This window comes from Amycolatopsis plumensis, assembly GCF_042652605.1.
GTDB lineage: Bacteria > Actinomycetota > Actinomycetes > Mycobacteriales > Pseudonocardiaceae > Amycolatopsis > Amycolatopsis plumensis.
This window is the reverse complement of the sequence record NZ_JBHSJY010000001.1, coordinates 1,989,018-2,014,418: the sequence shown is the minus strand read 5'-3', so window position 1 is coordinate 2,014,418 and position 25,401 is coordinate 1,989,018. Positions and strand designations below refer to the sequence as shown.

27 protein-coding genes are annotated in these 25,401 nt (G+C 70.1%); 8 read left to right on the top strand and 19 right to left on the bottom strand.

The window, feature by feature from the left end; translation table 11 throughout:
- Positions 1 to 33: 33 nt before the first annotated feature.
- Positions 34 to 1,131, bottom strand: a complete 1,098-nt coding sequence (locus ACFPLC_RS09355) for an S-(hydroxymethyl)mycothiol dehydrogenase (protein WP_378199551.1) — start codon at positions 1,129 to 1,131, stop codon at positions 34 to 36.
- Positions 1,132 to 1,458: 327 nt separating this feature from the next.
- Entirely contained in the window at positions 1,459 to 2,313 is an 855-nt protein-coding gene (locus tag ACFPLC_RS09350; protein ID WP_378199554.1) for a sigma-70 family RNA polymerase sigma factor, read from the bottom strand.
- A gap of 78 nt (positions 2,314 to 2,391) precedes the next feature.
- On the opposite strand from ACFPLC_RS09350, the gene ACFPLC_RS09345 reads away from it, so the two are divergent.
- Positions 2,392 to 2,841, top strand: a complete 450-nt coding sequence (locus ACFPLC_RS09345) for a carboxymuconolactone decarboxylase family protein (protein WP_378199557.1) — start codon at positions 2,392 to 2,394, stop codon at positions 2,839 to 2,841.
- A gap of 38 nt (positions 2,842 to 2,879) precedes the next feature.
- On the opposite strand, the gene ACFPLC_RS09340 is transcribed toward ACFPLC_RS09345, so the two are convergent.
- The 10 genes from ACFPLC_RS09340 to ACFPLC_RS09295 form a co-directional block, all read right to left on the bottom strand.
- On the bottom strand, positions 2,880 to 4,142 hold the full coding sequence (locus tag ACFPLC_RS09340; RefSeq protein ID WP_378199560.1) for a peptidase C39 family protein: 1,263 nt from the start codon (positions 4,140 to 4,142) through the stop codon (positions 2,880 to 2,882).
- 71 nt (positions 4,143 to 4,213) lie between these two features.
- Positions 4,214 to 4,615, bottom strand: coding sequence for a PaaI family thioesterase (locus ACFPLC_RS09335; protein WP_378199563.1), 402 nt, complete (start codon positions 4,613 to 4,615; stop codon positions 4,214 to 4,216).
- A gap of 66 nt (positions 4,616 to 4,681) precedes the next feature.
- Positions 4,682 to 5,518: an IS5 family transposase gene (locus ACFPLC_RS09330; RefSeq protein WP_378199566.1), complete on the bottom strand. Its 837-nt coding sequence runs from the start codon at positions 5,516 to 5,518 to the stop codon at positions 4,682 to 4,684.
- 200 nt (positions 5,519 to 5,718) lie between these two features.
- Positions 5,719 to 7,443 carry a TIGR03767 family metallophosphoesterase gene (locus ACFPLC_RS09325; RefSeq protein ID WP_378199569.1) on the bottom strand — a complete coding sequence of 575 codons (1,725 nt, stop codon included), beginning with the start codon at positions 7,441 to 7,443 and terminating at the stop codon, positions 5,719 to 5,721.
- 126 nt (positions 7,444 to 7,569) lie between these two features.
- Complete coding sequence (locus ACFPLC_RS09320) at positions 7,570 to 8,151, bottom strand: TetR/AcrR family transcriptional regulator C-terminal domain-containing protein (RefSeq protein ID WP_378199571.1); 582 nt, start codon at positions 8,149 to 8,151, stop codon at positions 7,570 to 7,572.
- Between the two features lie 217 nt (positions 8,152 to 8,368).
- Complete coding sequence (locus ACFPLC_RS09315; protein WP_378235779.1) at positions 8,369 to 8,500, bottom strand: hypothetical protein; 132 nt, start codon at positions 8,498 to 8,500, stop codon at positions 8,369 to 8,371.
- Positions 8,501 to 8,592: 92 nt separating this feature from the next.
- Positions 8,593 to 9,375 carry a carbohydrate ABC transporter permease gene (locus ACFPLC_RS09310; RefSeq protein WP_378199879.1) on the bottom strand — a complete coding sequence of 261 codons (783 nt, stop codon included), beginning with the start codon at positions 9,373 to 9,375 and terminating at the stop codon, positions 8,593 to 8,595.
- Between the two features lie 29 nt (positions 9,376 to 9,404).
- Entirely contained in the window at positions 9,405 to 10,301 is an 897-nt protein-coding gene (locus ACFPLC_RS09305; protein ID WP_378199574.1) for a carbohydrate ABC transporter permease, read from the bottom strand.
- Entirely contained in the window at positions 10,298 to 11,587 is a 1,290-nt protein-coding gene (locus tag ACFPLC_RS09300) for an ABC transporter substrate-binding protein (RefSeq protein WP_378199577.1), read from the bottom strand. Before ACFPLC_RS09300 ends, ACFPLC_RS09305 begins: the two co-directional genes overlap by 4 nt.
- A gap of 100 nt (positions 11,588 to 11,687) precedes the next feature.
- Positions 11,688 to 13,316 carry a long-chain fatty acid--CoA ligase gene (locus tag ACFPLC_RS09295; protein ID WP_378199580.1) on the bottom strand — a complete coding sequence of 543 codons (1,629 nt, stop codon included), beginning with the start codon at positions 13,314 to 13,316 and terminating at the stop codon, positions 11,688 to 11,690.
- Positions 13,317 to 13,760: 444 nt separating this feature from the next.
- Here ACFPLC_RS09295 and mihF point away from each other — a divergent pair, with 444 nt between their 5' ends.
- Both mihF and ACFPLC_RS09285 read left to right on the top strand, forming a co-directional pair.
- Entirely contained in the window at positions 13,761 to 14,072 is a 312-nt protein-coding gene (gene mihF / locus ACFPLC_RS09290; RefSeq protein WP_051767699.1) for an integration host factor, actinobacterial type, read from the top strand.
- An 86-nt stretch (positions 14,073 to 14,158) separates the two neighbouring features.
- Positions 14,159 to 15,310, top strand: coding sequence for an isochorismate synthase (locus tag ACFPLC_RS09285; protein ID WP_378199585.1), 1,152 nt, complete (start codon positions 14,159 to 14,161; stop codon positions 15,308 to 15,310).
- Positions 15,311 to 15,326: 16 nt separating this feature from the next.
- On the opposite strand, the gene ACFPLC_RS09280 is transcribed toward ACFPLC_RS09285, so the two are convergent.
- Positions 15,327 to 16,013: a 4'-phosphopantetheinyl transferase family protein gene (locus ACFPLC_RS09280; RefSeq protein WP_378199588.1), complete on the bottom strand. Its 687-nt coding sequence runs from the start codon at positions 16,011 to 16,013 to the stop codon at positions 15,327 to 15,329.
- Between the two features lie 130 nt (positions 16,014 to 16,143).
- Here ACFPLC_RS09280 and ACFPLC_RS09275 point away from each other — a divergent pair, with 130 nt between their 5' ends.
- Positions 16,144 to 17,313, top strand: a complete 1,170-nt coding sequence (locus ACFPLC_RS09275) for an acyl-CoA dehydrogenase family protein (protein ID WP_378199591.1) — start codon at positions 16,144 to 16,146, stop codon at positions 17,311 to 17,313.
- A 59-nt stretch (positions 17,314 to 17,372) separates the two neighbouring features.
- Here ACFPLC_RS09275 and ACFPLC_RS09270 read toward each other — a convergent pair whose 3' ends face one another.
- The 4 genes from ACFPLC_RS09270 to ACFPLC_RS09255 are packed head-to-tail and all read right to left on the bottom strand — an operon-like array spanning position 17,373 to position 20,641.
- Positions 17,373 to 17,693 carry a hypothetical protein gene (locus ACFPLC_RS09270; protein WP_191306893.1) on the bottom strand — a complete coding sequence of 107 codons (321 nt, stop codon included), beginning with the start codon at positions 17,691 to 17,693 and terminating at the stop codon, positions 17,373 to 17,375.
- 58 nt (positions 17,694 to 17,751) lie between these two features.
- Entirely contained in the window at positions 17,752 to 18,393 is a 642-nt protein-coding gene (locus ACFPLC_RS09265; protein ID WP_242545469.1) for a TetR/AcrR family transcriptional regulator, read from the bottom strand.
- On the bottom strand, positions 18,384 to 19,907 hold the full coding sequence (locus tag ACFPLC_RS09260) for an ATP-dependent acyl-CoA ligase (protein WP_378199594.1): 1,524 nt from the start codon (positions 19,905 to 19,907) through the stop codon (positions 18,384 to 18,386). Before ACFPLC_RS09260 ends, ACFPLC_RS09265 begins: the two co-directional genes overlap by 10 nt.
- Positions 19,904 to 20,641, bottom strand: a complete 738-nt coding sequence (locus tag ACFPLC_RS09255; RefSeq protein ID WP_378199597.1) for an enoyl-CoA hydratase/isomerase family protein — start codon at positions 20,639 to 20,641, stop codon at positions 19,904 to 19,906. Before ACFPLC_RS09255 ends, ACFPLC_RS09260 begins: the two co-directional genes overlap by 4 nt.
- A gap of 48 nt (positions 20,642 to 20,689) precedes the next feature.
- On the opposite strand from ACFPLC_RS09255, the gene ACFPLC_RS09250 reads away from it, so the two are divergent.
- On the top strand, positions 20,690 to 22,291 hold the full coding sequence (locus ACFPLC_RS09250; protein ID WP_378199600.1) for an amidohydrolase: 1,602 nt from the start codon (positions 20,690 to 20,692) through the stop codon (positions 22,289 to 22,291).
- A gap of 4 nt (positions 22,292 to 22,295) precedes the next feature.
- Here ACFPLC_RS09250 and ACFPLC_RS09245 read toward each other — a convergent pair whose 3' ends face one another.
- Positions 22,296 to 22,616: a hypothetical protein gene (locus ACFPLC_RS09245; RefSeq protein WP_378199603.1), complete on the bottom strand. Its 321-nt coding sequence runs from the start codon at positions 22,614 to 22,616 to the stop codon at positions 22,296 to 22,298.
- A 55-nt stretch (positions 22,617 to 22,671) separates the two neighbouring features.
- Here ACFPLC_RS09245 and ACFPLC_RS09240 point away from each other — a divergent pair, with 55 nt between their 5' ends.
- Together ACFPLC_RS09240 and ACFPLC_RS09235 are read left to right on the top strand one after the other, a co-directional pair.
- On the top strand, positions 22,672 to 23,112 hold the full coding sequence (locus ACFPLC_RS09240) for a GNAT family N-acetyltransferase (protein ID WP_091318320.1): 441 nt from the start codon (positions 22,672 to 22,674) through the stop codon (positions 23,110 to 23,112).
- A 40-nt stretch (positions 23,113 to 23,152) separates the two neighbouring features.
- Positions 23,153 to 23,836 (top strand): metal-dependent transcriptional regulator, encoded by a 684-nt coding sequence (locus ACFPLC_RS09235; protein WP_013230121.1) that lies wholly within the window; start codon positions 23,153 to 23,155, stop codon positions 23,834 to 23,836.
- A 9-nt stretch (positions 23,837 to 23,845) separates the two neighbouring features.
- Here the strand turns inward: ACFPLC_RS09235 and ACFPLC_RS09230 are convergent, their stop codons facing one another.
- Entirely contained in the window at positions 23,846 to 24,451 is a 606-nt protein-coding gene (locus tag ACFPLC_RS09230) for a hypothetical protein (RefSeq protein ID WP_378199607.1), read from the bottom strand.
- A gap of 130 nt (positions 24,452 to 24,581) precedes the next feature.
- Between ACFPLC_RS09230 and ACFPLC_RS09225 the strand changes: the two genes are divergently transcribed.
- Positions 24,582 to 25,400 (top strand): LLM class flavin-dependent oxidoreductase, encoded by an 819-nt coding sequence (locus ACFPLC_RS09225; protein ID WP_378199610.1) that lies wholly within the window; start codon positions 24,582 to 24,584, stop codon positions 25,398 to 25,400.
- Position 25,401 lies beyond the last annotated feature (1 nt).

The window sequence follows — 25,401 nt, the reverse complement described above, 5'->3', positions numbered from 1 at the left end:
GCTCGGCCGGGTACTCGTCGTCGGTGAAGAGCGTCAGAACGTCACCACGCTGCGCAGGACGTCGCCGTGGTGCATGCGCTCGAAGGCCTGCTCGACGCCGTCGACGCCGATCCGCTCGGTGACGAACTTGTCGAGTGGGAGCCGGCCCTGCAGGTAGAGGTCGACGAGCATCGGGAAGTCCCGGCTGGGCAGGCAGTCGCCGTACCAGGACGACTTGAGCGAGCCGCCACGCGAGAAGAAGTCGATCAGCGGCAGATCGTTCAGCCGCATTTCCGGCGTCGGGACGCCGACCAGCACGACCGTGCCGGCCAGGTCACGGCCGTAGAACGCCTGCCGCCAGGTTTCGGGGCGGCCGACGGCGTCGATGACGACGTCGGGGCCGAACCTGCTGGTGGCGTCCTGCAGGGCTTCGATGACCTGCGCTTCGCTGAGGCCCTTGCTGTTGACGGTGTGCGTCGCGCCGAAGTCCTTCGCCCAGGTGAGCTTCCGGTCGTCCATGTCGACCGCGACGATCGTGGTGGCCCCGGCGAGTTTCGCACCGGCGATGGCGGCGTCGCCGACGCCACCGCAGCCGATGACGGCGACCGAGTCGCCGCGCGTGACGGCGCCGGTGTTGATGGCCGCGCCGAGCCCGGCCATGACCCCGCACCCGAGCAGCCCGGCGACCGCGGGCTCGGCGGCGCGGTCGACCTTCGTGCACTGTCCGCTGTGGACAAGGGTTTTCTCGAGGAAGGCGCCGATGCCGAGGGCGGGCGAGAGCTTCGTGCCGTCTTGGAGGGTCATCGGCTGGGCGGCGTTGAAGGTGGAGAAGCAGTACCACGGCTTGCCGCGCTTGCAGGCCCGGCAGGTGCCGCAGACCGCGCGCCAGTTGAGGATGACGTAGTCGCCCGGCTCGAGATCGGTGACGCCTTCGCCGACGGCCTCGACGACCCCGGCGGCCTCGTGGCCGAGCAGGAACGGGAACTCGTCGTTGATGCCGCCCTCGCGGTAGTGCAGGTCGGTGTGGCAGACCCCGCAGGCCTGGACGTTCACGACGGCTTCGCCGGGACCGGGATCGGGCACGAGGACGGTCTCCAGCGAGACGGGCTCGCCCTTCGCCCGCGAAACGACCCCCTGGACCTCGTACGGCATTCGAACCACCTTCCGGCTGCGCTGCTGGTCGACCGCAGCTAATCACGGATCATGCGGAGATGGCGACATCCGCATGAGTGACGTTGTGCGCAACGTGTTGCGCTATACGCAACTGTGGTCGTTCAGGTGGCGGGGTCTTGGGCATTGAGGTCGGTGGCCGGGGCGACGGTGTGCAGGAGGGCGGGTGCGGGGGTGGTGGCTCACGGCCGGTCGGGGCCGTGTTGGCGCGGGCTTGCGAGTTCTACCTGGCCTCGTGATCGTGGCGGCTCGTCCTTCCGGGCCTGCTGCGATCGCCCGCGGGCTGGCCTCCGGCCCCCGGTTTCCAGCTTACCGGGCACCACCGACGGTTCCGGGCGGCTCCGGCAGGGCCATGGACGCGAGCTTCACCGGGTCCGCCACCGCCGCGATGCTCACGATCCGGTCGTCGACCACGGTGAACGCCACCACCGACAACGGCGTCCCGTCCGCGCGCCACGCCACCACACCGGGCAGGCCGCCCACCAGGACGCGGCGGCCGTCGTTGGCCGCTCCGAAGCGGGCGCCCGCCGCCACGTTCGTGGCGCCCAGGACCACCACCACTCCGTCCGGCGTGTCGATCGTCAAGCGGACGTCCGGGTCGAGCACCCGCAGCAGCTCCTCGAAGTCGCCGTCGCGGGCCGCCGTCAGGAAGGCCTGGACCACCTCTCGCTGGGAAGGTCCGGTCGGCGGTGCGGGTGTCCGGACCTTGCGGCGGGCCCGGCTCGCCAGCATCTTGGCCGCCGCCGTCGACTTGCCCAGGATGCGGCCGATCTCTTCGAACGGGACCGCGAACAGGTCGTGCAGCACGAACGCCAGCCGCTCGCTCGGGCCCAGCGTCTCCAGCACGACCAGCAGCGCCAGGCCCACCGAATCCGCCAGCTCCGCGTCCGCCGAGGGGTCGTCGTCGGCCTCCACCACGATCTCCTCGTACGCCCCCTCGGGACGCGCTCGGCGCGACCGCAGCACGTCCAGGCTGATCCGGCCGACCACCGTCGTCAGCCAGCCTTCGAGGTTGTCGATCGTCGCCGCGTCCTGGCGGGAGAGGCGCAGCCACGCCTCCTGGACCACGTCCTCGGCGTCGGCGTGGGAACCCAGGATCCGGTGGGCCACCGCGCGCAGCCGGTCGCGCTGCGCTTCGAACGTCGACGCCAACCTGTCGGTCATGGTCGTTACCTTCCTCGCTTCTGCTCCGTCGTGGACATGACGGGCCCGGAGGGGCACAGGTAACCGATGGAGGAACCGATGGAACCACGGCTGAAGACGCAGAGCGACCCCGACGTGACCGGCGCGGTCCAGCAGCTCTACAAAGCGGTGCACGCCGCGGGCGTCGACCCGCTGCTGCTCGAGCTGGTCCACCTGCGGGCCAGCCAGATCAACGGCTGCGCGCCCTGCACCTACGCGGGTGTCCAGAACGCCAAGCGCCAGGGCGAGACCGATGACCGGCTGCACAGCGTCGTCGCCTGGCGCGAGACGCCGTTCTTCACCGAGCCGGAGCGGGCGGCGCTCGAGCTGACCGAAGCCGCCACGCGGATCCAGGACGGCCAGCCCGGCGTGACCGACGAGATCTGGGCGGCCGCGGCCGAGCACTTCGACGAGAAGCAGTTGTCCGCGATCGTCACGCACATCGCGCTCACCGGCTTCTTCAACCGCGTCAACCGCGCGATCCGGGAGCAGGCCGGCAAGACGTGGTGAGCCCGGCGGGGCGCCGCCGCGGCGCCCCGCCGAACCGGTCAGGCCGGCGTGATGATGTACGCGATGCCGCCTGGGCCGCTCGCCACCGTGCCGTCCGCGCGGTAGCGCTTCGTCCGCTGCCAGATCTTCTCGAACTGGTCCCGCTTGTACACGTTGCGGACCCGGTCGTTGCTGCTCGACGCCGGGTCGTTCGCGATCACGTCGCCGTCCTTGGTGAAGCCGATGACGACCATGATGTGCCCCGACGTGCCGTAGCCGGCGCCGTCGAGCTCCGAGGACAGGAACGACTGCGATGTGATCACCGGGATGCCGCGGGCGATGTAGTTCTCCAGCTCGTTCAGCGAGTGCAGCCGCGTGATGTGGCCGCGCAGCCCGCGCGAAGCCGCGTACGCGGTGTTGAACGGCCAGTTGCCGGTGCCGTCGTAGGCGTGGTCGTAGGTGTAGCGCGCCGCGAAGGCCACCTGGGGGTCGACGTAGTCCGCCGGGATCCAGGACATCTCCGCCGCCGACGGCTTCTTGCCCCAGTACTCGGCCACCATCTCGGTCGACGTCGGGCTGCACCAGGCTTCGCCGCCCCCGCCGTACTGGGGGAACTGTCCCTTGTGGAGGTTCTGCGCGTACGCGGGCACCTTCAGCTCGATCCCGGTGGCACGCCCCGGCTTCGTCGGCTGGACCTCGAAGCGGTCCGGGACGGCCGAAGTAATCGCGCCCAGCAAGCTCACCGACGGTGTCGCGCCCGAGCCGGCTTCGCGGTAGAGGCTCACCCGCAGCTGGTACGCCTTCAGCGTCACGCCCGCCTTCGTGACCAGCGTGTCGACGTCGACCATGGCGTTCGCGTCGTCCTGGACGTCGACGCTGGTGCGCAGGATGTCGGCGTCGCCGCTGGCCCAGCGGCCCATCACGTACCACGCCGTTTCGGCGCCGGCCGACGTCCGGCCCTGCGCCTCGACCTGCAGCCAGGTCTTCGCGGGCGTCTTCGCGTTCCACGACGCCACCAGCTGCGTCGCGCCGAAGCCCTGCCGGTACACCGGCGACGTCCACTGGCCGTATTCGTAGGTCCTCGTCGTGCCCAGTTCCGGCTCGGTGTGCTCGACCGTCCCGATCGGGTGGGTGAGGCGCAGGCCGTCGCGGTTCAGCGCCACCCCGGCGAAGTGGCCTTCGTGGAAGCGGCCGCCGGTCCACTCGTGGTAGTCGATCGCCTCGTCGTCGCGGGGCCGGACGGGGCCGGCCTCGGCGGCTTGTGCGGTTACCGCGGACAACACGACCACTGACAATAAGGTGAACAACTTGCGTACGCGCATCGCGGCTCCCTGCTCGACCCACCCAGTAGCCAGAGATTTTCGCCGGTCCGGCCGGGTATGTAAACAGGTACCTACAGAACCGCCTGGGTCTGTGTCACTTTCGCGACCAGCTTGCCGTCGTCGTCGTGGATTTCGGTTTCCACCACGACGAACTTGCGGCCCGCGTGCAGTGGTCTGGACGACGCAACGGCGTAGCCCGAACGCACCGCACGCAGGAAGTTCGTCTTCGACTCGACGGTCGTCGTGCCCTGGCCGCCCTCGGACAGGTTGAGGAACGCGCACACTGCGCCGGTCGAGTCGGCCAGCGCCATCAGCGCGCCCCCGTGCAGCGCGCCGCCGAGCGTGCAGAGGCTCTCGTCCCACTTCAGCCGGCTGCGGACGAGCTCGCGCCCGTGCTCCAGCACCTCCACGCCGAGGCGTTCCGAAAACGGCATGGAGCGGTGGAAGAGCTGCGTGCCCTCAAGATCGGTCATGCCATCACTGTGCCGCACCTCCCGCGGGTCGTGAGTGAGAAACAGTGTTAGAGGCTGTTCCTGAGCTTAGGTGTGTTGGGTGAGGCGGCGGCTGGTGATGCGGATGATGCTCCAGCGGACCATGGCTTCGTGGTGTTGGGGTAGGCGTTCGTAGTCGCGTGCGCAGCGGCGGTGGCGGACGATCCAGGCGAGGGTGCGCTCGACGACCCACCGGCGGGGTAGGACGACGAAGCCGGTGGTGTCGTCGTTGCGTTTGACGATCTCGATGGTGATGTGCAGGACGTGGGTGGCCCAGCCCAGCAGGGTGCCCAGGTAGCCGCCGTCGGCCCAGACGAGCTGGATGCGGCCGCTGGTGGTTTTGAGCCAGTGCAGCAATGGGCGGGCGGCGACGCGGTCCTGGACGGAGGCGGCGGTGACCAGCACGCCCAGCAGCAGCCCGAGGGTGTCGACGGCGATGTGGCGTTTCCGGCCGTTGATCTTCTTACCGCCGTCGTAGCCGCGGCTTGCGCGCCCGACGGTCTCGGCTGCTTTGACTGTGGCCGAGTCGATGATGGCGGCGGTGGGTTCGGCGCGGCGGCCTTCGGCGATGCGGACCCGGTCGCGCAGGATGTCGAGTACGTCCTGGGTGATGGCGGCTTTCTCCCAGGCGAGGAAGTGGTTGTAGACGGTGGACCAGGGCGGGAAGTCCGCGGGCAGGGCCCGCCACTTGATGCCGTTGTCCACCACGTAAAAGATGGCGTCGACGATGCTGCGGCGGCAGTGGCGCTCCGGGCGGCCGCCGCTGCCGGTCAGCCAGGCCGGGTCCGGGAGCAGCGGATCGATGATCGTCCACTGCGCGTCGGTGGTGTCGGAGGGATACCGACGATGACGACGGGTGCCGGCGTGCTGGTGGAACGGCGCCAACCGGCAGCACGGCCCCTCCGGGCGGGCAGCATCGGATGCGATAGGGCACGATAACAACGGAACTCCTGGTAGAACGGCGCTTCAGCACCGCTCGATCTACCAGGAGTTCCTCTGCTGCCAGCGGCAACACGCCCACCCGAGGTCAGTTCAGGAACAGCCTCTTAGAACACTGTTTCTCACTCACGAGAGCCGCGGCAGGCTCAGGACAGCGGGTTCACCAGGAGCAGCTCCGTGTTGTGGTCCGCGGCCGCGCCGACCCGGCCGAGGTCGACGTGGATGTCGTTGTAGGACAGCTCGCGGTACAGCGACGCAAGCGCTTGCGGCGTCCGGGCGTCGTAGTCCACGGCGTACGGCGCTTCGGCCTCGATCAGCGTCGTGAACAGCGACAACGTGCCGTCGGCGTTGTCGGCGACCTCGACGATCCGCGCGTGCTGCGGGAAGTCGACGTGCGACGCCGTGTTGATCTCCCAGAAGCCCTGCTGCGGCGTGTTCCCCGCGCGCGGGGTGATCTTGTTGAGGTGCGTGTGCCCGTTGACCCAGGCCAGCACGTTCGGGAACCGGTTGAGCAGCGCGACGAACGCGGTGCCGTCCAGCCGCGGGTCGAGCAGGTGGCGCGAGTCCGGCAGCAGGTTGCCCATCGAGCCGCTCGTGTGGTGGCTGAAAAGCAGGAACAGCTCGTCGGTGACGGCGTGGGTGATCTTGCGGCCGAAGAAGTCGTAGTACGTCGAACTGCCGCGCTTGAGCGTCGACTCGACCCAGGAGTACTGCGCGAGCCCGATCGAGCCATCGGCGAACCCCGCGTCGGTGGTCGTGTCGAGGCTGATCCCGGTGATGCCGGGCGCGATCCGGAACGTGTAGTAGACGTTCTGGCCTTCGGCGTTGGCGCTGGTGAAGCCGTGGCCGACCGGGCCGGGGCCGGTGTTGGCCGCGTCGAGGTGGGCGCGGACGAACTCGCCGGTGCTGAACGGGCGGCGCCGCGCGTCCGGCGTCACCTCGCGGATGGTGCCGCTGCCGCCGAACAGCTCCGCGACCGGGACGCCGGAGCCGCTCTTGATCGCGTCGGCGAGCTTCTTCGAGGTGGTCTCGTCCTTGCCGATCACCTTGTACTTCCCGGTGTACCAGGCGTCGATGCCCGGGATGTTCGCCGGCAGCGAGCCGACGATGCTGTCGTCGTGGTTGCCGAAGGTGCAGAACCACGGGACGTCGAGACCGGGCGCGGTGAAGGCCTTCATGCCCGCTTCGAGCAGGCCCGGCAGCTGCGGGAAACCCTTCGCCGAGTACTTGTCGCCCACGCCGGGGATCGAGGGGTTCCAGTACTCGTCGTTGCCCGAGGCCTGGACGCCTTCGTAGGCGTTCGCGTCGCCGGAGTTCGGGGTGACGGTGCCGCCGTTGAGGACCTTGAGGAACCACTCGAGCTCGATCAGCTCGTGGTTGTCGGTGTTGTCGCCGGTGGTGACCATGAGGTCGAACGGCCGCCCGGTGAACGGGCCCTGCCGCACGCTGTTGACGCGCTCGACGAGGGCACTGGTCGCGACGGTGCCGAGCGCCTCCTGCGGCCGGTGCGCGGAGCCGATGTAGGGGTGCAGGTACTCGAAGCGGGCGGGGCTCTCCGCGTCGGTGATGTGCAGGTCGGTGAACTGGACGAAGGCGGACAGCGCCCGGCGCCGGTCGTCGCGGCCGCTCTTCGGCGTCGCGAGATCGCTCCGCACGACCAGCGGCCAGCCGGGACCCGCGGACAGGCGCGAGTAGGTGCTGGTGGCGCCACCCGTGGCGACCTGCTCGAGCGTGGTCCCGGCGGTGGTGACCGAGCGGGCGCTCGTCAGTCGCAGGGCGCGGTCGAGGGCGTTGGCGGTGGGCGTGCAGAGCAGGAGCCCGACACCGGCGGCGCCCGCGGTGGCGAAGGTGCGCCGGGTGAGTTCGGCCATGGGTTCGCTCCCCAGTCTTCTCGGTTGCCCAGCACCGTGCCGGACGTCGGTGACCGGCCGGTGAACGTGACATTTCGAGCTAGCCTGTCACGGGCATCGAGGGGGGTGTACCGCCGAAGGTCGTGGTCATTTCCGCCGGGCGGCGAGGCCGTCGAGGATCACTTCGGTGCCGAGGGCGAACAGCTCGTCCGCGGTGGTGCGCGCGAACGCCGGGCCGAGCGCCGCGACGGTGGGGAAGCCGGCCAGCCGGTTCCGGAACTCGGGATCGGTCCGTGCGGGCGTCTCGGCGGAGGCGAGCACGTGCGCGGTGAGCAGCCGGGCGATGCCCGCGGTGTCCTCGGGGGTAAAGCCCGCGTCGAGCAGGATCCGGCACGTCGTCTCGATGTGCGCCAGGCGGTTCGGCCCGGGCAGGCGCTCGCGGAGCAGGGTTGCGGCGTCGCGGTGCTTGAGCAGCAACGCGCGGAACTGGTGCAGTCCCTGTTCGAGCTGCCCGCGCCAGTCCGCCGTCTCGTCGATGTCGAACGTGTCTTCGCAGATGGCCTCGGCGAGCAGGTCGAGCAGCTGGGCCTTGTCCTTGACGTGCCAGTACAGGGTCGGCGAGCTGACGCCGAGCCGCGCGGCGAGCCGCCGGGTGCTCAGTTCGGCGAGCCCGGCCTCGTCGAGCAGTTCGAGGGCGGCTTGGGTGATCCGGCGGCGATCGAGCGGCACCCGGCGGACTTTATCAGTGATAGATTGGTCTCTATCACTGATAGAGGGGGCTGGGGATGCGGTGGTGGGTGGCGATTTGTTCGCTGGTATTCGCGATCGGCACGGCGGTGCAGAACTTCGTGGTGATCGGTCCCGGCCTGGTGGCGCGCGCGGCTTTCCTGGCGGGCGCGCCGCTGTCCGACGGTTTCCTGACCGGGTTGCGCCTGGTGGGGGACGTCTACCTGGTGGGGAACCTGCTCGGGCTGCTCGTCCTGACCGGGCGCCGGTGGGTGTTCTGGCTGGTCCTGGCGGTGAACACGACCCAGGCGGCGGGCGTGTTCGTGATCCCGCCGCCGGTGTGGCGGGCCACGCTGGACCTGTACGGCTGGCCGGGCCTGCTGCCCTCCCTGATCACCGACGGCGGGGCGCTGGTGCTGACGTTCGCCTTGCTGTGGTGGCGATTCAGCCCTTCAGGCCGGACTCCGCGACTCCGCGCACGAGGTACCGCTGCAGGAACGCGAACAGCAGCACGATCGGCAGGATCGACACCGCCGCCGCCAGGAACAGTAGGTTCAGCTGCGGGTTCTGCGCGGTCAGCAGGCCCGACAAAGCCACCTGGACCGTCCACGAATCGGGCGACTGGGCGATGATCAACGGCCACAGGAACGCGTTCCAACTGCCGATCACGGTGATCACCGCGATCGCCGCGAAGAAGCCCTTCGAGTTCGGCACCACGATCCGCCAGAACACGCCCCAGCGCGACAGGCCGTCCACCCGTCCGGCCTCCTCCAGCTCGCGCGGGAAGTCCAGGAAGTACTGCCGGAACAGGAAGACGCTGAACGCGCTGAACAGCCCGGGGATCACCAGGCCGCGGAAGTCCGACAGCCAGCCCAGCGACGAGACGACCACGAAACTCGGCACGAACGTCACCGACGTCGGGATCATCAGCGTCGCCAGCACCGCGTAGAACACGATCCGGGAATGCCGGTAGGGGATCCGCGCCAGGCCGTAGCCCGCCAGCGAGCAGAGCACCAGCAGGCCGGTCGTCTGCAGGGTCGCGACCAGCACCGAGTTCAGCAGGCTGCGGGCGAACGGGACGTCGGAAAGCGAGAACAGCCGCGAAAAGTTCTCCCAGTGCACAGTGGACGGGAAGATCGTCCACTGTGGAGAGGTGAGGTCCGTTCGCGACGCCAGCCCGTTGCGCAGCAGCAGGTAGAACGGCAGCAGGAACAACACCGCCGCCACCACCAGGCAAGCCCACCGCAGGAACGCCTTCACGAAGCACGTCCGAACCGCAGCACCCGGCCCTGCAGCACCGTCACCAGTGCGATGATCAGCGCCAGGATCACCGCGCCGGCGCTGCCCCGGCCGAGGTCCTGGCCGCCCGAACCCAGTGACGTGTAGTACAGGTACACCAACGGCGGCCGGGCGAACGGCGGGTAGCCGCGTGCGTCGCCCATGATGTTGTAGAACTCGTCGAACGCCTGGTACGCGTTGATCAGGTTGAGCAGCAGCACCGCCACCGCCGTCGCGCGCAGCTGCGGCAGGGTGATGTACCGGAACAGCTGCCAGCCCGGTTTCGCGCCGTCGAGCGAGGCCGCTTCGTACAGCTGGGCCGGGATCCGTTGCAGTGCCGCGATGAACAGGATCATGTAGAATCCCAGCTGCAGCCACAGCCGTGCGGTCACCAGCACGATCCAGTACAGCGGCGGGTCGACCGTCCCGGTCCAGGCCACCGGGTCGGCGCCGAACCACCCGAGCACCGTGTTCGCCAGTCCGTACCGGACACCGGAGAACAGCGACGTCTTCCAGATCAGCGACGCCACCACGTACGAACACGCGAACGGCAGGAAGAACACCGACCGGAAGAACGCCTGCGCGACCCGCAGGCGGTTGACGCCCAGGGCCAGCGCCAGCGACAACACGAACGTCAGCGGCACGATGAACACCGCGAACACGCTGAACGTGCCCAGGCTCGAGAGGAACGGCTCGTCGGTGAGCATGTGCCCGTAGTTGTCCAGCCCGACGAATTCGGTCGGCGTCACCGTGTTGCGCGCGTCGAAGAACGAAAGGTACGCGCTCCAGCCGATCGGCAGGTACGCGAAGACCGCCAGCCCGAGCAGGAACGGTCCGACGAACAGCCAGAACGCGCGCGCATCGCGCTTCTTCATCCGAAGAGGCGCTTCAGCTCGGCCTTCGCCACCTCGACCGCGGACTTGACCTGCGCCGTGGGGTCCGCGCCCTCCTTGGCGATCTTCGCGACCGCGTCGGACAGCGCGGTGTTCGACTGCTGGGTCCACACCGGGCCGCCGACGAGGTGGCTGTTCTCCTGGACGAACCGGGCCGCGTCGGCGGCCGGGCCGGACTTGAGGCTGTCGGCGCGGCCGATCAGGCTCTGCCGGGCCGGCACGTGGAAGCCGAACTTCGTCGCGAACTCCAGCTGGTCCTGCGTCTGGTCGATCCACAGCCACTTCACGAACGCCTTGGCCTCGACGACGTGCGCGCTCTTGGCGTTCACCATCGCGCCGTACGCGCCGACCGGCACCGACGGCGCGCCGCTGCCGTCCAGCTTCGGGAAGGGCAGCACGCCGAAGTCGTCGTCGAACGCCTGGCGGATCTTCGGCACGTTCCACAGCCCGGTCCACTGCATGGCGGTCAGCCCGTCGATGAAGGCGCCCGGGTCCGACCAGTCCGCCGGCGCGCCGAGCAGCAGGGAACCGTTGGCGTTCAGCGTGTGCAGCTTCGCCAGCGCGGTGGCCGCGCGCGGGTCGTCGAAGCCGACCTCGCGGTTGCCGTTCTTCAGGTAGTCGAGCCCCGCCGACCACAGCAGCGGGCCGGTCAGCACGCCGACGCCGCCGTCGTTGCCCGCGAAGAGGCCCTTGACGCCGTCCTTCGTCAGCTTCGCGGCCGCGTCGACGAGCTCGTCGACGGTCTGCGGCGGCTGCACACCGGCGGCCTGCAGCAGGCTCTTGCGATAGAACAGGAGCTGTGTGTCGGTGGCCTGTGGAATGCCGTAGACCCGGCCCTCGACGGTCTGCGCGGCCAGCACCGCCGGGCTGAAGTCGCCCTTAACCGGCCCGATGACGTCGTCGAGCGGGACAACCTGCTTCTGCCGCACCCAGTCGATCTTGACCTGCGCCTCGAAGACGTCGGGCACCTTGCTGTTCTGCAGCGCGGTGACGATCTTCGAGTCGTAGTCGCCCGGGTTCCACTGCACGGTCACGGCCGCGCCGGGGTAGCTCGCGGCGTACCGCTTGACGGCGTCCTGGACGCCTTCCTCGCCGTACGCGTGGTACCACTGCTGGAGCGGGACCTTCGGGGCGTTCGACGGCGGCGGTCCCGCCGAGTACGCCGTGGAAGGCGGCGGCTCACCCTGCCGCCCGGTGTTCGACCCGCACGCCGTCGCCAGCGCGCCCAGCCCCGCGAGCGCGAGGAAACTCCGCCTGTTTCGCTGCATCCCCAGAACCTCTCCGACGAGCTCCGAAGGTCACCATGGAGGAGGTAGGTTCCCCCATGGCGACCTTTCGAAGCGTGCAGACTCGCCGGAGATTTACCCGTTAGAGCTGGGCGATGTCGAGCTTTCCCTCGGAGTAGGACGCGCGGATGCGCTTCTTGTCGAACTTGCCGACACTGGTCTTGGGAACTTCGTCCACGAACGTCCAGTTCTCCGGCAGCTGCCACTTCGCGACCTTGTCGCTCAGGTAGTCGCGCAGCTCCTCCGGCGTGACGCTCTGGCCCTCCTTGAGCACGACGGCGACCAGCGGCCGCTCGTCCCACTTCTCGTCCGGGATGCCGACGACCGCGGCCTCGGCCACCGCCGGGTGGCCCATCACCTGGTTCTCCAGGTCGACCGAGGAGATCCACTCGCCACCGGACTTGATGACGTCCTTGGCGCGGTCGGTCAGCGTCAGGTAGCCGTCGGCGCTGATCTTGCCGACGTCGCCGGTGCGCAGCCAGCCGTCGTGGAACTTGTCCGGGTCGACCTCGGAACCGCCGTAGTACGAGCCGGCGATCCACGGGCCCTGGACCTCGAGCTCGCCGACGGCCTCGTTGTCCCAGGGCAGCACCGTGCCGTCGTCGTCGATCAGCCGGGCGCGCACGGACGCCGGGAAGCGGCCCTGCGTATAGCGGTACTTCCACACGTCGTCGCCGGTCGCCGACGCCGGCGGGCGGGCGACGCTGCCCAGCGGCGACGTCTCGGTCATGCCCCAGGCGTGCAGGATCGAGACGTGGTGGCGCTCCTCGAACGCGTGCATCAGCGACGGCGGCACCGCCGACCCGCCGACGACGACCTCGCGCAGGTGCGAGATGTCCTGCGGGTGGGCTTCGAGGTGGGCGAGCAGGCCCTGCCAGACGGTCGGGACCGCGCCGGCGAACGTCGGCTTCTCGGCGGCCAGCATCGCCGAAATCGGGGCCGGCTGGAGGAACCGGTCCGGCATCAGCAGCGACGCGCCGACCATCAGCGCCGCGTACGGCAGGCCCCAGGCCATCGCGTGGAACATCGGCACGATGGCCAGGGCCTTGTCGCTCTGCGCCAGGTTCATGCTGTCGCTCATGCAGACCTGCATGGAGTGCAGCCAGATCGACCGGTGTGAATAGGCGACGCCCTTGGGGTCACCGGTCGTGCCCGAGGTGTAACACATCGCGGCGGCCGAGCGCTCGTCGACGTCCGGCCAGTCGAAGGTGTCGGGCTGGGCGGCCAGCAGCTCGGCGTAGGAGTGGACCTGGACGCCGTCGGGGGCTTCGAGGGACGCGGCGTCGCCGTTGGCCACGATGACGTGCCGGACCGTCTCGAACTGCGGCAGCTGCTTGGCCAGGAGGGGGACGAGGGTGCCGTCGACGATGACGACGTGGTCCTCGGCGTGGTTGGCGACGAACACGAGCTGCTCCGGGAACAGCCGGATGTTCAGCGTGTGCAGCACGGCGCCCATGGCCGGAACGGCCAGGTAGGCGGCCATGTGCTCGGCGTTGTTCCACATGAACGTGCCGACGCGCTGGTCGCCTGTCACGCCGAGGCCCCGGAGGGCGTTCGCGAGCCGGGCGGCGTGCCTGCCGAGGTCGCCGTAGCTCTCGCGGCGGGCTTCTGAACCGGTCCAGGTGATGACTTCGCTCGCCGAGTGCACCGACGTGCCGTGGCGGAGCAGGTTCGCCAGCGACAGCTGGCCGTCCTGCATGGTGCTCAACATGGTCGCTCCCGGGGGTCGTTCGCCGGTGGGCTGGGGTTGGGCCGACTCTAATGCGGATCGGGTGAAGCGAGCATGGTCAACAACGGCTCCGTTCGGTCACGGTCGTAGCGCGATCGGGCGACGACCGGACGATGATCAAGATCATCAATTTTTCGGCTTTTCCTTATGTGCAAGGAAATGTGCACGAGAACAGCGGGTAACGGAGGCTCCACTTCCGGGTGAGAGAGGCCACGCCGGCCACTTCTTGGGAGCGTTTCCGCAGGCCGGAGCGGGTTGCCCGGTATCACCTCCGGGGGTAATAAGTGCGTGTCGGTTGCACGGCCACGAAGCGGGTGGCGTTTACTGGGCCCGTGGCAAGAGACGGCTGAGCAGCGCTTGCAGGAGCAAGCACTCACAAAAGCTGTCGGCCGCGAAAGCGGAGACCTGAGAGGAAAGGACACTACGTTGGCTCTGCCTACGTTGACTCCGGAGCAGCGCGCCGAGGCCCTGGCCAAGGCCGCCGAGGCTCGCAAGGCGCGTTCGGAGCTGCTCGCGTCGATCAAGTCCGGCAAGGAGAGCATCGAAAAGGTGCTCAAGCAGGCCAAGGAGAACAAGACCATCGGGAAGACGAAGGTCACCCAGCTGCTGAAGGCCGTCCCCGGCCTCGGCGCGGTGAAGGTCGCCGCCCTGCTCGAGCAGGCCGGCATCGACCCGGACCGGCGTGCGGCCGGCCTGGGCGAGCGTCAGCGCGAGGCGCTCATCGACGCGCTCAAGTAGGCCCGTCACCAGGAGCTGACCGCGGGGGGAGTGTCGCTGGCGACACTTCCCCCGCGGATCTCCCGTCGCCTGGGACGCTGGGTCTTGTGAGTTCTCCTGATCCGGCGACCCCGGCTGACCTCGCCGCCCGCTACCAGCGTGGCGACTTCCTCTTCACGACGGCTTCGCGCGCCCTCCTCGCGCAGGGCACGATCCGGACGGTGACCGAGACGGACCCCCGGCGGCTCGCCTCGGCGATCCCCGGCGTCCTGGCCGAGACGGGCGCCCCGCTGGCCGTCGGCGTCCTGCCGTTCGACACCGGACCCGACACGAAGGTGCCAGGTCACCTCGTCGTGCCGCGGACCGTGCACCGCTCGTCGGGAGCGCCTTCCCTGCCGCGCGAGACGCTGCCGACGCCCGTGCGGGTGCGTGCGGTGCCGTCGCCGGCGCTGCACATGTCGGCGGTGCGTGCCGCGGTGGCCGCGTTGGACGCGCGTGACCTGCGCAAAGCCGTCTTGGCGCGTGCCCTGGACCTCGAGTTCGCCGCGCCGGTGCCGGCCGAGAGCATCGTGCGGAACCTGGCCGTCGGCAATCCCCGGCACTTCACGTACGCGGCCGAGCTGCCGGGCGGCCGGTCGCTCGTCGGGGCGACCCCCGAGCTGCTGCTGCGCCGCACCGGGCGGACGGTCTTCTCCTCGCCGCACGCCGGCTCGATGCCGCGTTCGGCCGACCCGGTCGTCGACCGCGCGAACGGCGAGGCGCTGCGGAACTCCCGCAAGGACCAGCTCGAGCACGCCGTGGTGATCGACTACCTGGTCGAGGCGCTGCGGCCGTTCTGCCGCACTCTGGACGTCCCGGCCGGCCCGGAGCTGGTCACGACCCCGGCGATCTGGCACCTGCGCACCCCGATCACGGGCGAGCTGGCGGACCCGGACATCACGGCCCTGGACCTCGCGGCGGCCCTCCACCCGACCCCGGCGATCTGCGGCACCTCGACGGAGGGTGCGCGCGAGCTGGTCCAGGAGCTGGAGCCGTTCGACCGCGACTACTACGCGGGCGCGGTCGGCTGGGTGGACGCGGCGGGTGACGGCGAGTGGGCGGTGGCGATCCGGTGCGCGGAGATCGCCTCGACGTCGATGCGGTTGTACGCGGGCGGGGGGATCGTGGCGGCTTCGGATCCGCAGTCGGAGCTGGACGAGACGACGGCGAAGTTCCGGACGCTGCTGGCCGCGATGGGCTTGGCCGACCTCCCGGTCTGACCCGCCCAAAGCGGGCTCAGGGGGTCCAGTGTTCCTCGGTGACCGACAGCTCCTCGGTGGTCAGCACCGCGATGGCCGCCCGGTAGCCGTCCGCGGCCTTCAGGTCCACCAGCCGCGTCGTGGCCGGGTTCAAGGCCGGGTCGCCTGATGCGGCCAGGCGGGCCGGCTCGTCGTAGCGGGAGAACGTGATGCTCTGCAGCGGGATGCGCAGGCCCTTGCCGGTGGCCTTCATCACCGCTTCCTTGCGGGTCCAGTAGACGAAGAACGCCGCGGCCTTCTTCTCCGGCCCCAGGCCCGCGAGGTGCTCCGCCTCCACCGGGCTCAGCGCGTAGTCGATCAGGCCGTCGTCCGCGCGGCGGGTCGCCGTCTCGACGTCCAGCCCCACCGGGACCGACGGCGTCGCCGCGATGCCGATCAGCTCGCCCGAATGGGAGATCGACAGCGTCAGGTCCGCGCCCGGGACGCGAGGCCTGCCGTGCGGCTTGCCGCAGTCTTCGCAGGTCGCGTCGAACCGCACCGCCTCGACGGCCAGGCCGAGCCGCTCGGCCGCGACCGTCTTGGCCAGGACCCGGCCGGTGAGGAACCGCCGCTTGTCCGCCTCCTGCCGGTACGCCTCGAACCGGCCCTGTTCGACGTCGTCGAGCAGGCGCAGGAAGCGTTCCTCGGCGGGCAACGGCGACGACCAGCGGACCTCGATCTCCATCACCCCTCCGATCCTTCCCGGCCCGGAAGCCGTTGTCACGAATTCCGGCCGAGGTCTGGGGTTATCCCCGCCCCACGAGGTACCCTCGGGTAAGCAAGCGCTTAGCCAGAGTCGGAGGAGCACCCGGGACATGGACTTTTCACTCAGCACCGAAGAACGGGAAGTGCGCGACTGGGTCCGCACGTTCGTCCAGCGGGAGCTGGTCCCGCTCGAGCAGGAAGTCCTCCGGCGCGAGCGCGCCCACCAGCCCGGCCTGACCGGCGAGGAGCTCAAGGACCTCCAGCTCAAGGCGAAGGACTCCGGCTTCTGGGGCGTGCTGACGCCCGAGGAGTACGGCGGCATGGGCCTGTCCGCCGTGATGGCCGCGCTGCTGGAGGCCGAGCTCGGCCGGACCTTCGTGCCGTTCCGCTTCGGCGGCGCCGCCGACAACATCCTGTTCCACGCCAACGAAGAGCAGAAGCAGGCCTACCTGCTGCCGACGATCTCGGGCGAGCGCAAGTCGTGCTTCGCGATCACCGAGCCGGGCGCCGGGTCGGACGCCAAGGCCATCCGGACCACCGCCCGCAAGGACGGCAGCGACTGGATCATCAACGGCGAGAAGACCTTCATCACCGGGGGCAACGAGGCCGACTTCACCATGGTCTTCGCCATCACCGACCCGGAGAAGGGCGCGAACGGCGGCGTCACCTGCTTCCTCGTCGACCGCGAGGCCGGCTGGAAGTCCGAGTACATCGACACCATGGGCGAGTGGGGCCCGGCGTCGCTGATCTTCCAGGACGTCCGCGTCCCGGAGACGCAGATCCTCGGCGAGGAGGGCCGCGGCTTCGAGCTGGCCATGCAGTGGATCGGCCAGGGCCGCTACCTGCTGCCCGCCCGCGCGATCGGTTCCTGCGAGCGGCTGATCACCATGGCCATCGAGCACGCCAACACGCGCGAGACGTTCGGGCAGAAGATCGCCGAACGGCAGGCCATCCAGTGGATGATCGCCGACTCCGGCGTCGAGCTCGAGGCGCTGCGGTGGCTGGTGCTGCACGCCGCCTGGCAGGTCGACCAGGGCGTGGATTCGCGGCACGCGCAGTCGATGGCGAAGCTGTACGGCGGCCAGAAGGCCAACGAAATCGTCGACCGCGTCCTGCAGATCCACGGCGGCATGGGCTACACGCGCGAGCTGCCGGTCGAGCGGTGGTACCGCGAGCTGCGGCTGCTGCGCATCTACGAGGGCACCGACGAGATCCAGCGCCGGACGATCGCGCGCAACCTGCTCAAGGGGCACGTCAAGGTCGGCGGGACGCTGGGCTGAGAACGCGAGAAACCGTCAAGGCCGCCCGGGAGGGCGGCCCTGACGGCGTTTCGGCTTGCTTACTTCTTGTTGCGGATGGCGATCGGGACGCCCGCGAGGTCCTCTTCGTTGCACAGGAGCTTCACGTCGTAGTACGGCGAACCCTGGCGGTCGTCGTAGTCGAGGTGGATGGCCAGGACGTCGAGCGGCTCGCCCAGCCACTCCTGCGCCTGCCGCAGCCACTTCGAGCACCGCTCCAAGGCGGTGGGGAGATCGTCATCACGGAACTCGACGGGGCGATAGGGCACATCCTGCACCTGATCGCGGGGGTTTTCCGGCGCCGGGAGGCCCGGCGCGAGACCCGAGTCGTCCAGTTCCAGTTGGATCGTTTCCTCAGTCACCCTTCGAGCGTCCCCCACCCGCGCCGTCTGGGCAAGGCGTACACAGGTAAAAGCGCCGCTAAACGGACACTCCCCACTCTTTCGCGACGATTTCCCGGCACCGTCGCAAGTCGGTGACGCCGGGCGCGGACGTGCAGCCCAGCGCCCTGGAGGCCAGTTCCGCGTAGTGCTCCGCGAGCTCGTCCAGCGCCAGCGGGCCGCGTGGGGAATACCACCTCGCGACCCCGCTGCACATCTCGAGCAGGGCGAGCCGGGTCACCGCCGGGTGCTCCACACGGAACACCCCGGCCGCCACCCCTTCGTCGATCGCGGCCGCCCACAGCCGTTCGTAGGCGTCCCGCAGGGCCACCACCGGCTCGCGCGCGGCCGGGGACAGGACGTCGACTTCGTTGTCCACCACCCGGGTTTCGGCCGGTCCGACGGCGTGCGCGAGGACGTGCAGCGCGACCAGCGTGCGCAGCCGGTGCACCGGGTCGCCGCCGCCCGCGGTCGCTTCGCGGGCCGCGTCGAGCAGCCGGTTCAGCGCCGTGTGCATGATTTCGGCGAGCAGATCCTCTTTGGTGCCCATGTAGTGGTACAGGCTGGCCGAGGACAGTTCCGCCTCCTGCGCCAGATCCCGGATGCCGGTGCCGTGGAAGCCCTTGGTGGCGAACAGCTTCACCGCCGCCGCACGCACCCGCTCGCGGCTGCTCACAGCCATGCTCCCGCCTTCGCGTCCCAGGACCCGGCCCGCGGGTCGGCGACCTTCCGCAGCTCGCCCTTGGCCACCCGCTCCGACGGCGTCATCGGCAGCGAATCGGCGAACGCCCAGAACCGCGGAACCTTGAAGTAGGCCAGTTTCCCGGCGCAGAACGCGGCGAGCTCGGCGGGGTCCGGCCGGTCGCCGTCGCACACGACGTACGCTTTGATCTCCTCGCCGCGCAGCTCGTCCGGCACCGCGACGACGGCGGCCAGCCGGACCGCCGGGTGCAGCAGCAGCGCGCGCTCGACCTCGTCGGCGGAGACGTTTTCGCCGCTGCGGCGGATCATGTCCTTGGTCCGGCCGACGTAGTAGACGCGGCCCTCGGCGTCCATCCGGGCCAGGTCGCCGGTGTGGAACCAGCCGTTTTCGAACGCTTTCGCCGTCGCGTCCGGATCGTCGTGGTAGCCGTGCATCAGCCCGATCCCGCGGATCAGCAGCTGCCCGGTTTCCCCGCGCGGCACCGGCTTCCCGTCGTCGCCGGCGATCAGCACCTCGCGATCGCGGCTCGGCCGGCCGATGCAGCCGGTGCCGACGGTCTCGTCGTGGTCGGCCGCGGTCATCCGGATGTCGCCGCCGGTCTCGGTCATCCCGAACGCCTCGTACCACGGCACGCCCCACCGGGCTTCGAGCTCGGCGTGCAGGTCGTGCGGGATGGCGGACGCGCAGATCGCGCGGACGCGGTGCTCGCGGTCGGCCTCGGACGGCTCCTGCCTTAGCAGCAGCGTCGGCATCAGGCCCAGGCAGTAGAACCAGGTGACGCCGTGTTCGCGGACCTTCGCCCAGAACGTGCTCGGGTGGAACCGGTCTAGCACGACGAGGGTGGCCCCGCCCGCGAGTCCCAACGCGACATTCCACTGTGGATCGATGTAGTGGAACGGCTGCGCGGTCAGGATGACGTCGTCTTCGCCGACGGCCGGGAAGTCGGTGGCCAGGCTCACCGCGAGGGTGGTCCAGTAGCGGTTCGGCAGGACGCACCCCTTGGGCGCGCCGGTGGTCCCGGAGGTGTACTGGATGTTGACCGGCAGCTCGGGCACCGGGGTGAATTCCGGCGGTTCGGCGTCGGTGCGGAGTTCGTCCGGGGTGATGACCTCGGTCAGGCCGATCCGGCCGAGGAGGGCGGTGAACTCGGGGGCGGCGACGGCGAGCTTCGCGCCGGAGTGGCGGAGTACGTGGGCGCCGTCGAACTCCTGGTAGTTCGTGTTGACCGGCACGAGCTGCGCGCCGATCTTCGCCAGTGCGAGCCAGATCAGCGGGAACTCCGGCTGGTTGCGCAGCATCACGGCGACGCGGTCGCCCTGGCCGATCCCGCGTTCCGCGAGCGCCGCGGCGATCCGGGAGCTTTCCCGGTCGACCTCGGTGAAGGTGAACGTCCGGTCCAGGTGGTCGAAGATCCAGGCGGTGCGGTCCGGCCACAGCGCGGCGGCCCGCGTGACGAGCTGCGCGAGCGTCCCGATGTCGGACAGGGGGGTCACGCCCGGCTCCGGAAGGCTTCGGTGGACGCGGCGACCGCGGCCGAGTGCTCGGTGATCAGGGCGTGGCTGACCTCGAGTTCGAGGGCGGGCTCGAGGTCGGTGCTCGCGTCGAGGACGCGCTTCGCCATCGCCGCGGCGGCCGGCGGGTGCTCGGCGATCCGCTTGGCCCAGCTCAGCGCTTCGGCCTGGAGCCGCTCGGTCGGGACGGCCGCGTTGACCATGCCCAGCTCGGCCGCCTTCCGGCCGTCGAAGCGCTCGCCGAGCAGCAGGAGCTCCTTCGCCTTGAGCGGGCCGACCAGCAACGGGAGCAGCCGCGACGCCGCGCCGGTGACGCTCAGGCCGAGCGACACCTCGGGGAAGGCGAACACGGCGTCCTCGGCGGCCAGGATCAGGTCGCAGCCGAGCGCGAACTCCGCGCCGGCGCCGATCGCGTAGCCGTGCACCGCCGCGATCACCGGCTGACGCAGGCCGCGCAGCCGCCGCGTGACGTCCTGGAGCCGGTCCAGCCGCGCCCGCGAGTCACCCGCGGGGGTGGGTTCCTTGAGGTCGTGGCCGGCGCAGAAGGCGCGCCCGTTCCCGGACAGGACCACGACGCGGGCGTCGCTGCGGGCGGCCTCGTCCAGGGCGGCGAGGAAGTCGTCGACCAGCACGGCGGCGACCGCGTTCAGCCGCTCGGGCCGGTTCAGCCGGATGTGCGCGATGCCGTCCTCGACGGCGAACTCCACAGTGGGCATGAGGGCGATGCTAGACGTTCGATCGATCGATCGATAGCCTCTGACCTCGTGCGAGTCGATGCGGTCTACGAGAACGCCACGGTGTGGACGGGCGCGGGTGTCACCAGCGCGCTCGCCGTCCTGCACGGCCGGGTGGTCGCGCTGGGCGATGAGGCGCGTGAGCTCTCGGCGCGCTCCCGGGTCGACCTCGCCGGCGGGTTCGTCGTGCCCGGCTTCCACGACGCCCACAACCACATGGCGTGGTTCGGCATGGGCCTCGACGACGTGCCGCTCAGCGACTGCCGCAGCGTCGAGGAGGTCTACGACGCCGTCGCCGCGCGCGCCGCGACGCTGCCGCCCGGGAGCTGGGTGGTCGGCAGCGGGTACGACCAGAACAAGCTCGTGGGCGGGCACCCGGACCGCGGCGGCCTCGACCGCGCCGCGCCGGGCATGCTCGTGCGGCTCAAGCACACGTCCGGGCACATGACCGTGGTCAACTCGGCCGTGCTCGACCAGCTCGACCTGGCGCACGTCCCGGTGGGCGGCGACGTCGTGCTCGACGCCGACGGCTCGCCGACCGGGCTGCTGCGCGAGCAGGCGCAGCTGCTGCTGCGGCCGCTCACCTACCCGACCCCGGTCGAGCGGGTCGTGCGCGGGCTCGAGCGGGCGTCCGAGCAGTACCTGGCCGAGGGCATCACCAGCGTCCAGGAGGCCGGGATCGGCGGTGGCCTGGTCGGCGAGACGCCCGCGGAACTGGCCGCCTACCAGGTCGCGCGCGACCGCGGCCTGCTGCGCGTGCGCAGCACGGTGATGGTCGCCGCGAGCGTGCTGCACGACCTGCCCGACGAAGCCGGCTTCGGCCTCGACCTCGGCCTGCGCACCGGACTCGGCGACGAGTGGCTGCGCGTCGGCCCGATGAAGTTGTTCGCCGACGGCTCCCTGGTCGGGCGCACCTGCGCGATGCACGAGCCCTTCGACGGCGAGCCGGACAACCGCGGCTACTTCCAGGTGCCCGAAGACGCGCTCACGGAGACGATCCGCCGCGCCCACGAGGCGGGCTGGCAGATCGCGACGCACGCGATCGGCGACCGCGCGATCACCGTCGTCCTCGACGCCTACGAAGCCGCGTTGGCCGCTTCGCCGCGCACGGACCACCGGCACCGCATCGAGCACTGCGCGGTGCTCCAGCCAGCGGAGCTGACGCGGCTCGCCTCGCTCGGCATCATCCCGTCACCGCAGGGCCGGTTCGTCAACGAGCTCGGTGACGGCATGCGCGCCGCGCTCGGTGACGCCCGCGTGCCCTGGTGCTACCGGCTGCGCAGCGTCCTCGACGCGGGTTGCGTGCTTCCCGCGTCCTCCGACCGGCCCGTGGTGAACGGCGCACCGCTGCTCGCGCTCGCCGACATGGTGCGTCGGCGCACGGCGTCAGGCGCGCCCTTCGCTCCCGAAGAGGTGCTGACGCCGGAGCAGGCGTTGCGCGCGTACACGTACGGCTCGGCGTACGCGACCTTCGCCGAGCGTGACCTGGGCACGCTCGAACCCGGGAAGCTTGCCGACTTCGCCGTGCTGTCCGGTTCGCCCCTGGACGAGTCCGCTGTGGACGCGCTCGCTTCCGGAGAACTCAGCGTGCAAGGCACCGCCGTCGGCGGCGAACTGCGTTATCAAGCGTGATGACTCACTTCCTTCCCACGTACTCGAGTGCTTCTTCCGCCAGCGCGGCCCAGGGGTGTGGCGACCCCGTGTCCAGCGCCAGCCATTCCTTCATCGGGGTGCCCTTGTTGGCGTCGAAGCGCACCCCGTGCCCGCCCGCCACGAGCTCGTCGACTCGCGGGCGAGGCAGCTTGAGCACGAGCTGCCCGCGGACGAACATCGCGAAGATCCGGCCGTGCGCGCGCAGCGCCGTGCGCCCGAACCCGCCGGTCGTGCCGGGTGGCGTGATGCCCGGACGTCCGGTGAACTCGTCGACCAGGTCCTCGAACCTCTCCTCTGGTGACATCGACCACCTCCAAGACCGACAGTAACGACCACCACCGACAAAACCGGGAGGCGAGATGCCCGTCCGCGACGCCGTCTTCGAAGACATCGAGGAAATCTGCGCGCTCATCGAGGAGCACGCCGTCTACGAGGACAACCACGACCTGAAGCTGGACCGCGCCGAGATGAGCGGGCACCTGTTCGGGCCGGACCCGAAGGCGTGGGTGCTCATCGCGACCCCGCCCGGCGAGCCCGGCACGGTGGCCGGCTTCGCCTTCTGCAGCTGGAACTTCTCCACCTGGGAGGCGCGGCCGGGGATCTGGCTCGACGACCTGTTCGTCCGCCCCGCGTACCGCCGCCACGGGCTCGGCGGCGAGCTGCTGGACGAGCTGCGGAACCGCACGACCGGCCGCGTCGAGTGGGACATGCAGGAGGGCAACGAAAAGGGCGAGGCGTTCTACGCCCAGCTCGGCGCGGAGCCGGTGCCCGGCTGGATCCGCTACCGCTGGCGGCCGTGAACTTTCACGAGAAAGTACGCGGCCCCGTATCGTATGCGGTATGGGAGATGGTTCGGTCCGGAGGTCCTCGTCGGTCGAGGACTACGTCCGGGTGATCTACGGCCTGGTCGAGCGGGGTGAGGCGGTCACCAACGCGTCGCTCGCCGGCCGGCTGGAGGTCAGCCCGTCCTCGGCGTCGGGGATGGTCACGAAGCTGTCCCAGCTGGGCCTGGTCACCCACGTGCCGTACCGCGGCATCGAGCTCACGGCCGACGGCAGGCTCCTGGCGCGCTCGGTGCTCCGGCGGCACCGGCTGATCGAGACGTACCTGGTGTCCGAGCTCGGCTACACGTGGGACGAGGTCCACGCGGAGGCGGACGCCCTGGAGCACGCGGTGTCGGACAGGCTGGTCGAGCGCATCGCGGCGAAGCTGGGCAACCCGGTCCGCGACCCGCACGGCGACCCGATCCCGGCGCCGGACGGCAGCGTGGAGGAGCTGCCGGTCCGCATCCTGGACGACCTCCCGCCGGGAGCGGTGGGCGAGATCGTCCGGGTCTGGGACACGGACCCGGAGCTGCTGAGGTATCTGACCGAACACGCGATCAACCTGGGCGAGCGCATCGAGGTCGTGGAGCGGCAGCCGTTCGGGGGGCCGATGGTGGTAAAGGTGGGGTCGCCGCCGGATGCCGCCACGCACGCCATCGGCAAGGAGATCGCGCAGGCGTTGTCGGTCACCCTGCGCTGAGGGACGCACTCAGTACGACCACTCCCAGCCGTGCGCGCCGGGACCGAACAGCCCTGAGCCGTCCGTGAGCTGCAGGGTTCCGCTCTTCGCCGCGGTCGAGATGGCGACCTGACCGGTGTAGGTGCGATTGGGTGCGTATGCCGACGGCAATTGTTTCGGGTCAGCGCACATGTCGGTCTCCGCCTGGTTCGTGACTCCGTCAGCGCCGGTCGTCGAGAACGCGAACGGGTTGATCAGGCCGGGCAGGACGGAGAAGGCGCTGATGCCGCTGGCAGCGTCTCGGTCGATGTACGTCTTCACGGTCACGTCGAGCAGGACCGTGTGCTTCCCCGCTTGGCGCGAGGCGTAAGGGCTGCACTTGGGATCGACGGAGATCTTGGTGACCCAGAATTCGACCGCCGTGCTGCCGTCGGTGTTCGAAATTCCGGCCCGCTCACCGACCTTCTTCGTGATGTAAGCCGGGGCGGCCGTGGCCGCCGTCGAGACCGGCGGCGTCACACTGGCGGGAGCCGCGACCGGGGCCGTCCCGGTCACCGGGGGTGGCTCGCTGCTGCAGGCTGCGAGCCCGGCGGTGGCAATCGCGGCCACCACGAGGAGGATGGCGGGCTTGGTCATTCGTACCCCCTTACCGTGATGATCGAGAGTCGCGAGCTGCCGTCTCGTCGTTACGACGCTCAGGGACGTACGCGCGGGTGACGTCGTGAAGCGGATGTGGTGACGCCCTCCTCCGCACGACCATGACCGCATGAAACCCTTCCGCTTCGGCATCGTCGCCGGTTACGCACCGGACCTCACTTCGTGGACCGCCCAAGCCGAGCGGGTCGAGAAGCTCGGCTTCGACACCCTGCTCGCCACCGATCCCGTCGGCACCGCCGACCCCTTCGTCCTGCTCGGGGCCGCCGCCGCGGTGACACTGGACCTCACCGTCGGCACCTTCGTCCTCGCCGACCCCTTCCGCGACGCCGAGGCGCTCGACTGGCAGGTGCAGACGCTCCACCAGCTGACGCGCGGCCGGTTCGAGGTCGGGCTGGGCGTCGGGCGGCCCGGGGCGGACGAGCACGCGACGAGCCTCGGGCGGGAGTTCCCCTCACCGGGTGAGCGCATCACACGGATGGCCGCCACCATCGCGCACCTCAAGCGCCGTCCCGACCGGCCGCGGTTGATGCTGGCCGGCGGTGGACCGAAAATGCTGGCGCTCGCCGCGCAAGAAGCCGACACCGTCACGTTCTCCTGGATGCCGCGGACCACCGAGGCCGAGGCGGAGTCCATTGTGGATCGGTTCCGCGCGCTCGCCGGGCCGCGGCTGCCGGAGATCGAGCTCGGCCTGAACCTGATGGCCGTCGGGACCGAGCCGTCGCCCGCGGTCGCGCGCTTCGCCAAGGTCGACGTGCCCGAACTCGCCGCCGGGGGTGCCGTGACCGTGCTGCCCGAGGATCCCGGCGCGGCGACGGAAACCCTTCTCCGGTGGCGGGAACGGTGGGGGATTTCCTACGTCACGATCAACTCCGGCTACGCCGAACCGTTCGCGGCGATCGCCGACGAGGCGCGCAAGGCAGGTGGGTGAG

Coding starts and splice junctions, on each gene's coding strand:
- ACFPLC_RS09235 (WP_013230121.1), top strand. CDS start 23,153: ATGGGAGATGGTTCGGTCCGGAGGTCCTCGTCGGTCGAGGACTACGTC.
- ACFPLC_RS09230 (WP_378199607.1), bottom strand. CDS start 24,451: ATGACCAAGCCCGCCATCCTCCTCGTGGTGGCCGCGATTGCCACCGCC.
- ACFPLC_RS09325 (WP_378199569.1), bottom strand. CDS start 7,443: ATGGCCGAACTCACCCGGCGCACCTTCGCCACCGCGGGCGCCGCCGGT.
- ACFPLC_RS09280 (WP_378199588.1), bottom strand. CDS start 16,013: ATGGAGATCGAGGTCCGCTGGTCGTCGCCGTTGCCCGCCGAGGAACGC.
- ACFPLC_RS09350 (WP_378199554.1), bottom strand. CDS start 2,313: ATGACCGACAGGTTGGCGTCGACGTTCGAAGCGCAGCGCGACCGGCTG.
- ACFPLC_RS09300 (WP_378199577.1), bottom strand. CDS start 11,587: ATGCAGCGAAACAGGCGGAGTTTCCTCGCGCTCGCGGGGCTGGGCGCG.
- ACFPLC_RS09265 (WP_242545469.1), bottom strand. CDS start 18,393: ATGGCTGTGAGCAGCCGCGAGCGGGTGCGTGCGGCGGCGGTGAAGCTG.
- ACFPLC_RS09240 (WP_091318320.1), top strand. CDS start 22,672: ATGCCCGTCCGCGACGCCGTCTTCGAAGACATCGAGGAAATCTGCGCG.
- ACFPLC_RS09295 (WP_378199580.1), bottom strand. CDS start 13,316: ATGTTGAGCACCATGCAGGACGGCCAGCTGTCGCTGGCGAACCTGCTC.
- ACFPLC_RS09305 (WP_378199574.1), bottom strand. CDS start 10,301: ATGAAGAAGCGCGATGCGCGCGCGTTCTGGCTGTTCGTCGGACCGTTC.
- ACFPLC_RS09345 (WP_378199557.1), top strand. CDS start 2,392: ATGGAACCACGGCTGAAGACGCAGAGCGACCCCGACGTGACCGGCGCG.
- ACFPLC_RS09225 (WP_378199610.1), top strand. CDS start 24,582: ATGAAACCCTTCCGCTTCGGCATCGTCGCCGGTTACGCACCGGACCTC.
- ACFPLC_RS09335 (WP_378199563.1), bottom strand. CDS start 4,615: ATGACCGATCTTGAGGGCACGCAGCTCTTCCACCGCTCCATGCCGTTT.
- ACFPLC_RS09340 (WP_378199560.1), bottom strand. CDS start 4,142: ATGCGCGTACGCAAGTTGTTCACCTTATTGTCAGTGGTCGTGTTGTCC.
- ACFPLC_RS09275 (WP_378199591.1), top strand. CDS start 16,144: ATGGACTTTTCACTCAGCACCGAAGAACGGGAAGTGCGCGACTGGGTC.
- ACFPLC_RS09245 (WP_378199603.1), bottom strand. CDS start 22,616: ATGTCACCAGAGGAGAGGTTCGAGGACCTGGTCGACGAGTTCACCGGA.
- ACFPLC_RS09355 (WP_378199551.1), bottom strand. CDS start 1,131: ATGCCGTACGAGGTCCAGGGGGTCGTTTCGCGGGCGAAGGGCGAGCCC.
- ACFPLC_RS09255 (WP_378199597.1), bottom strand. CDS start 20,641: ATGCCCACTGTGGAGTTCGCCGTCGAGGACGGCATCGCGCACATCCGG.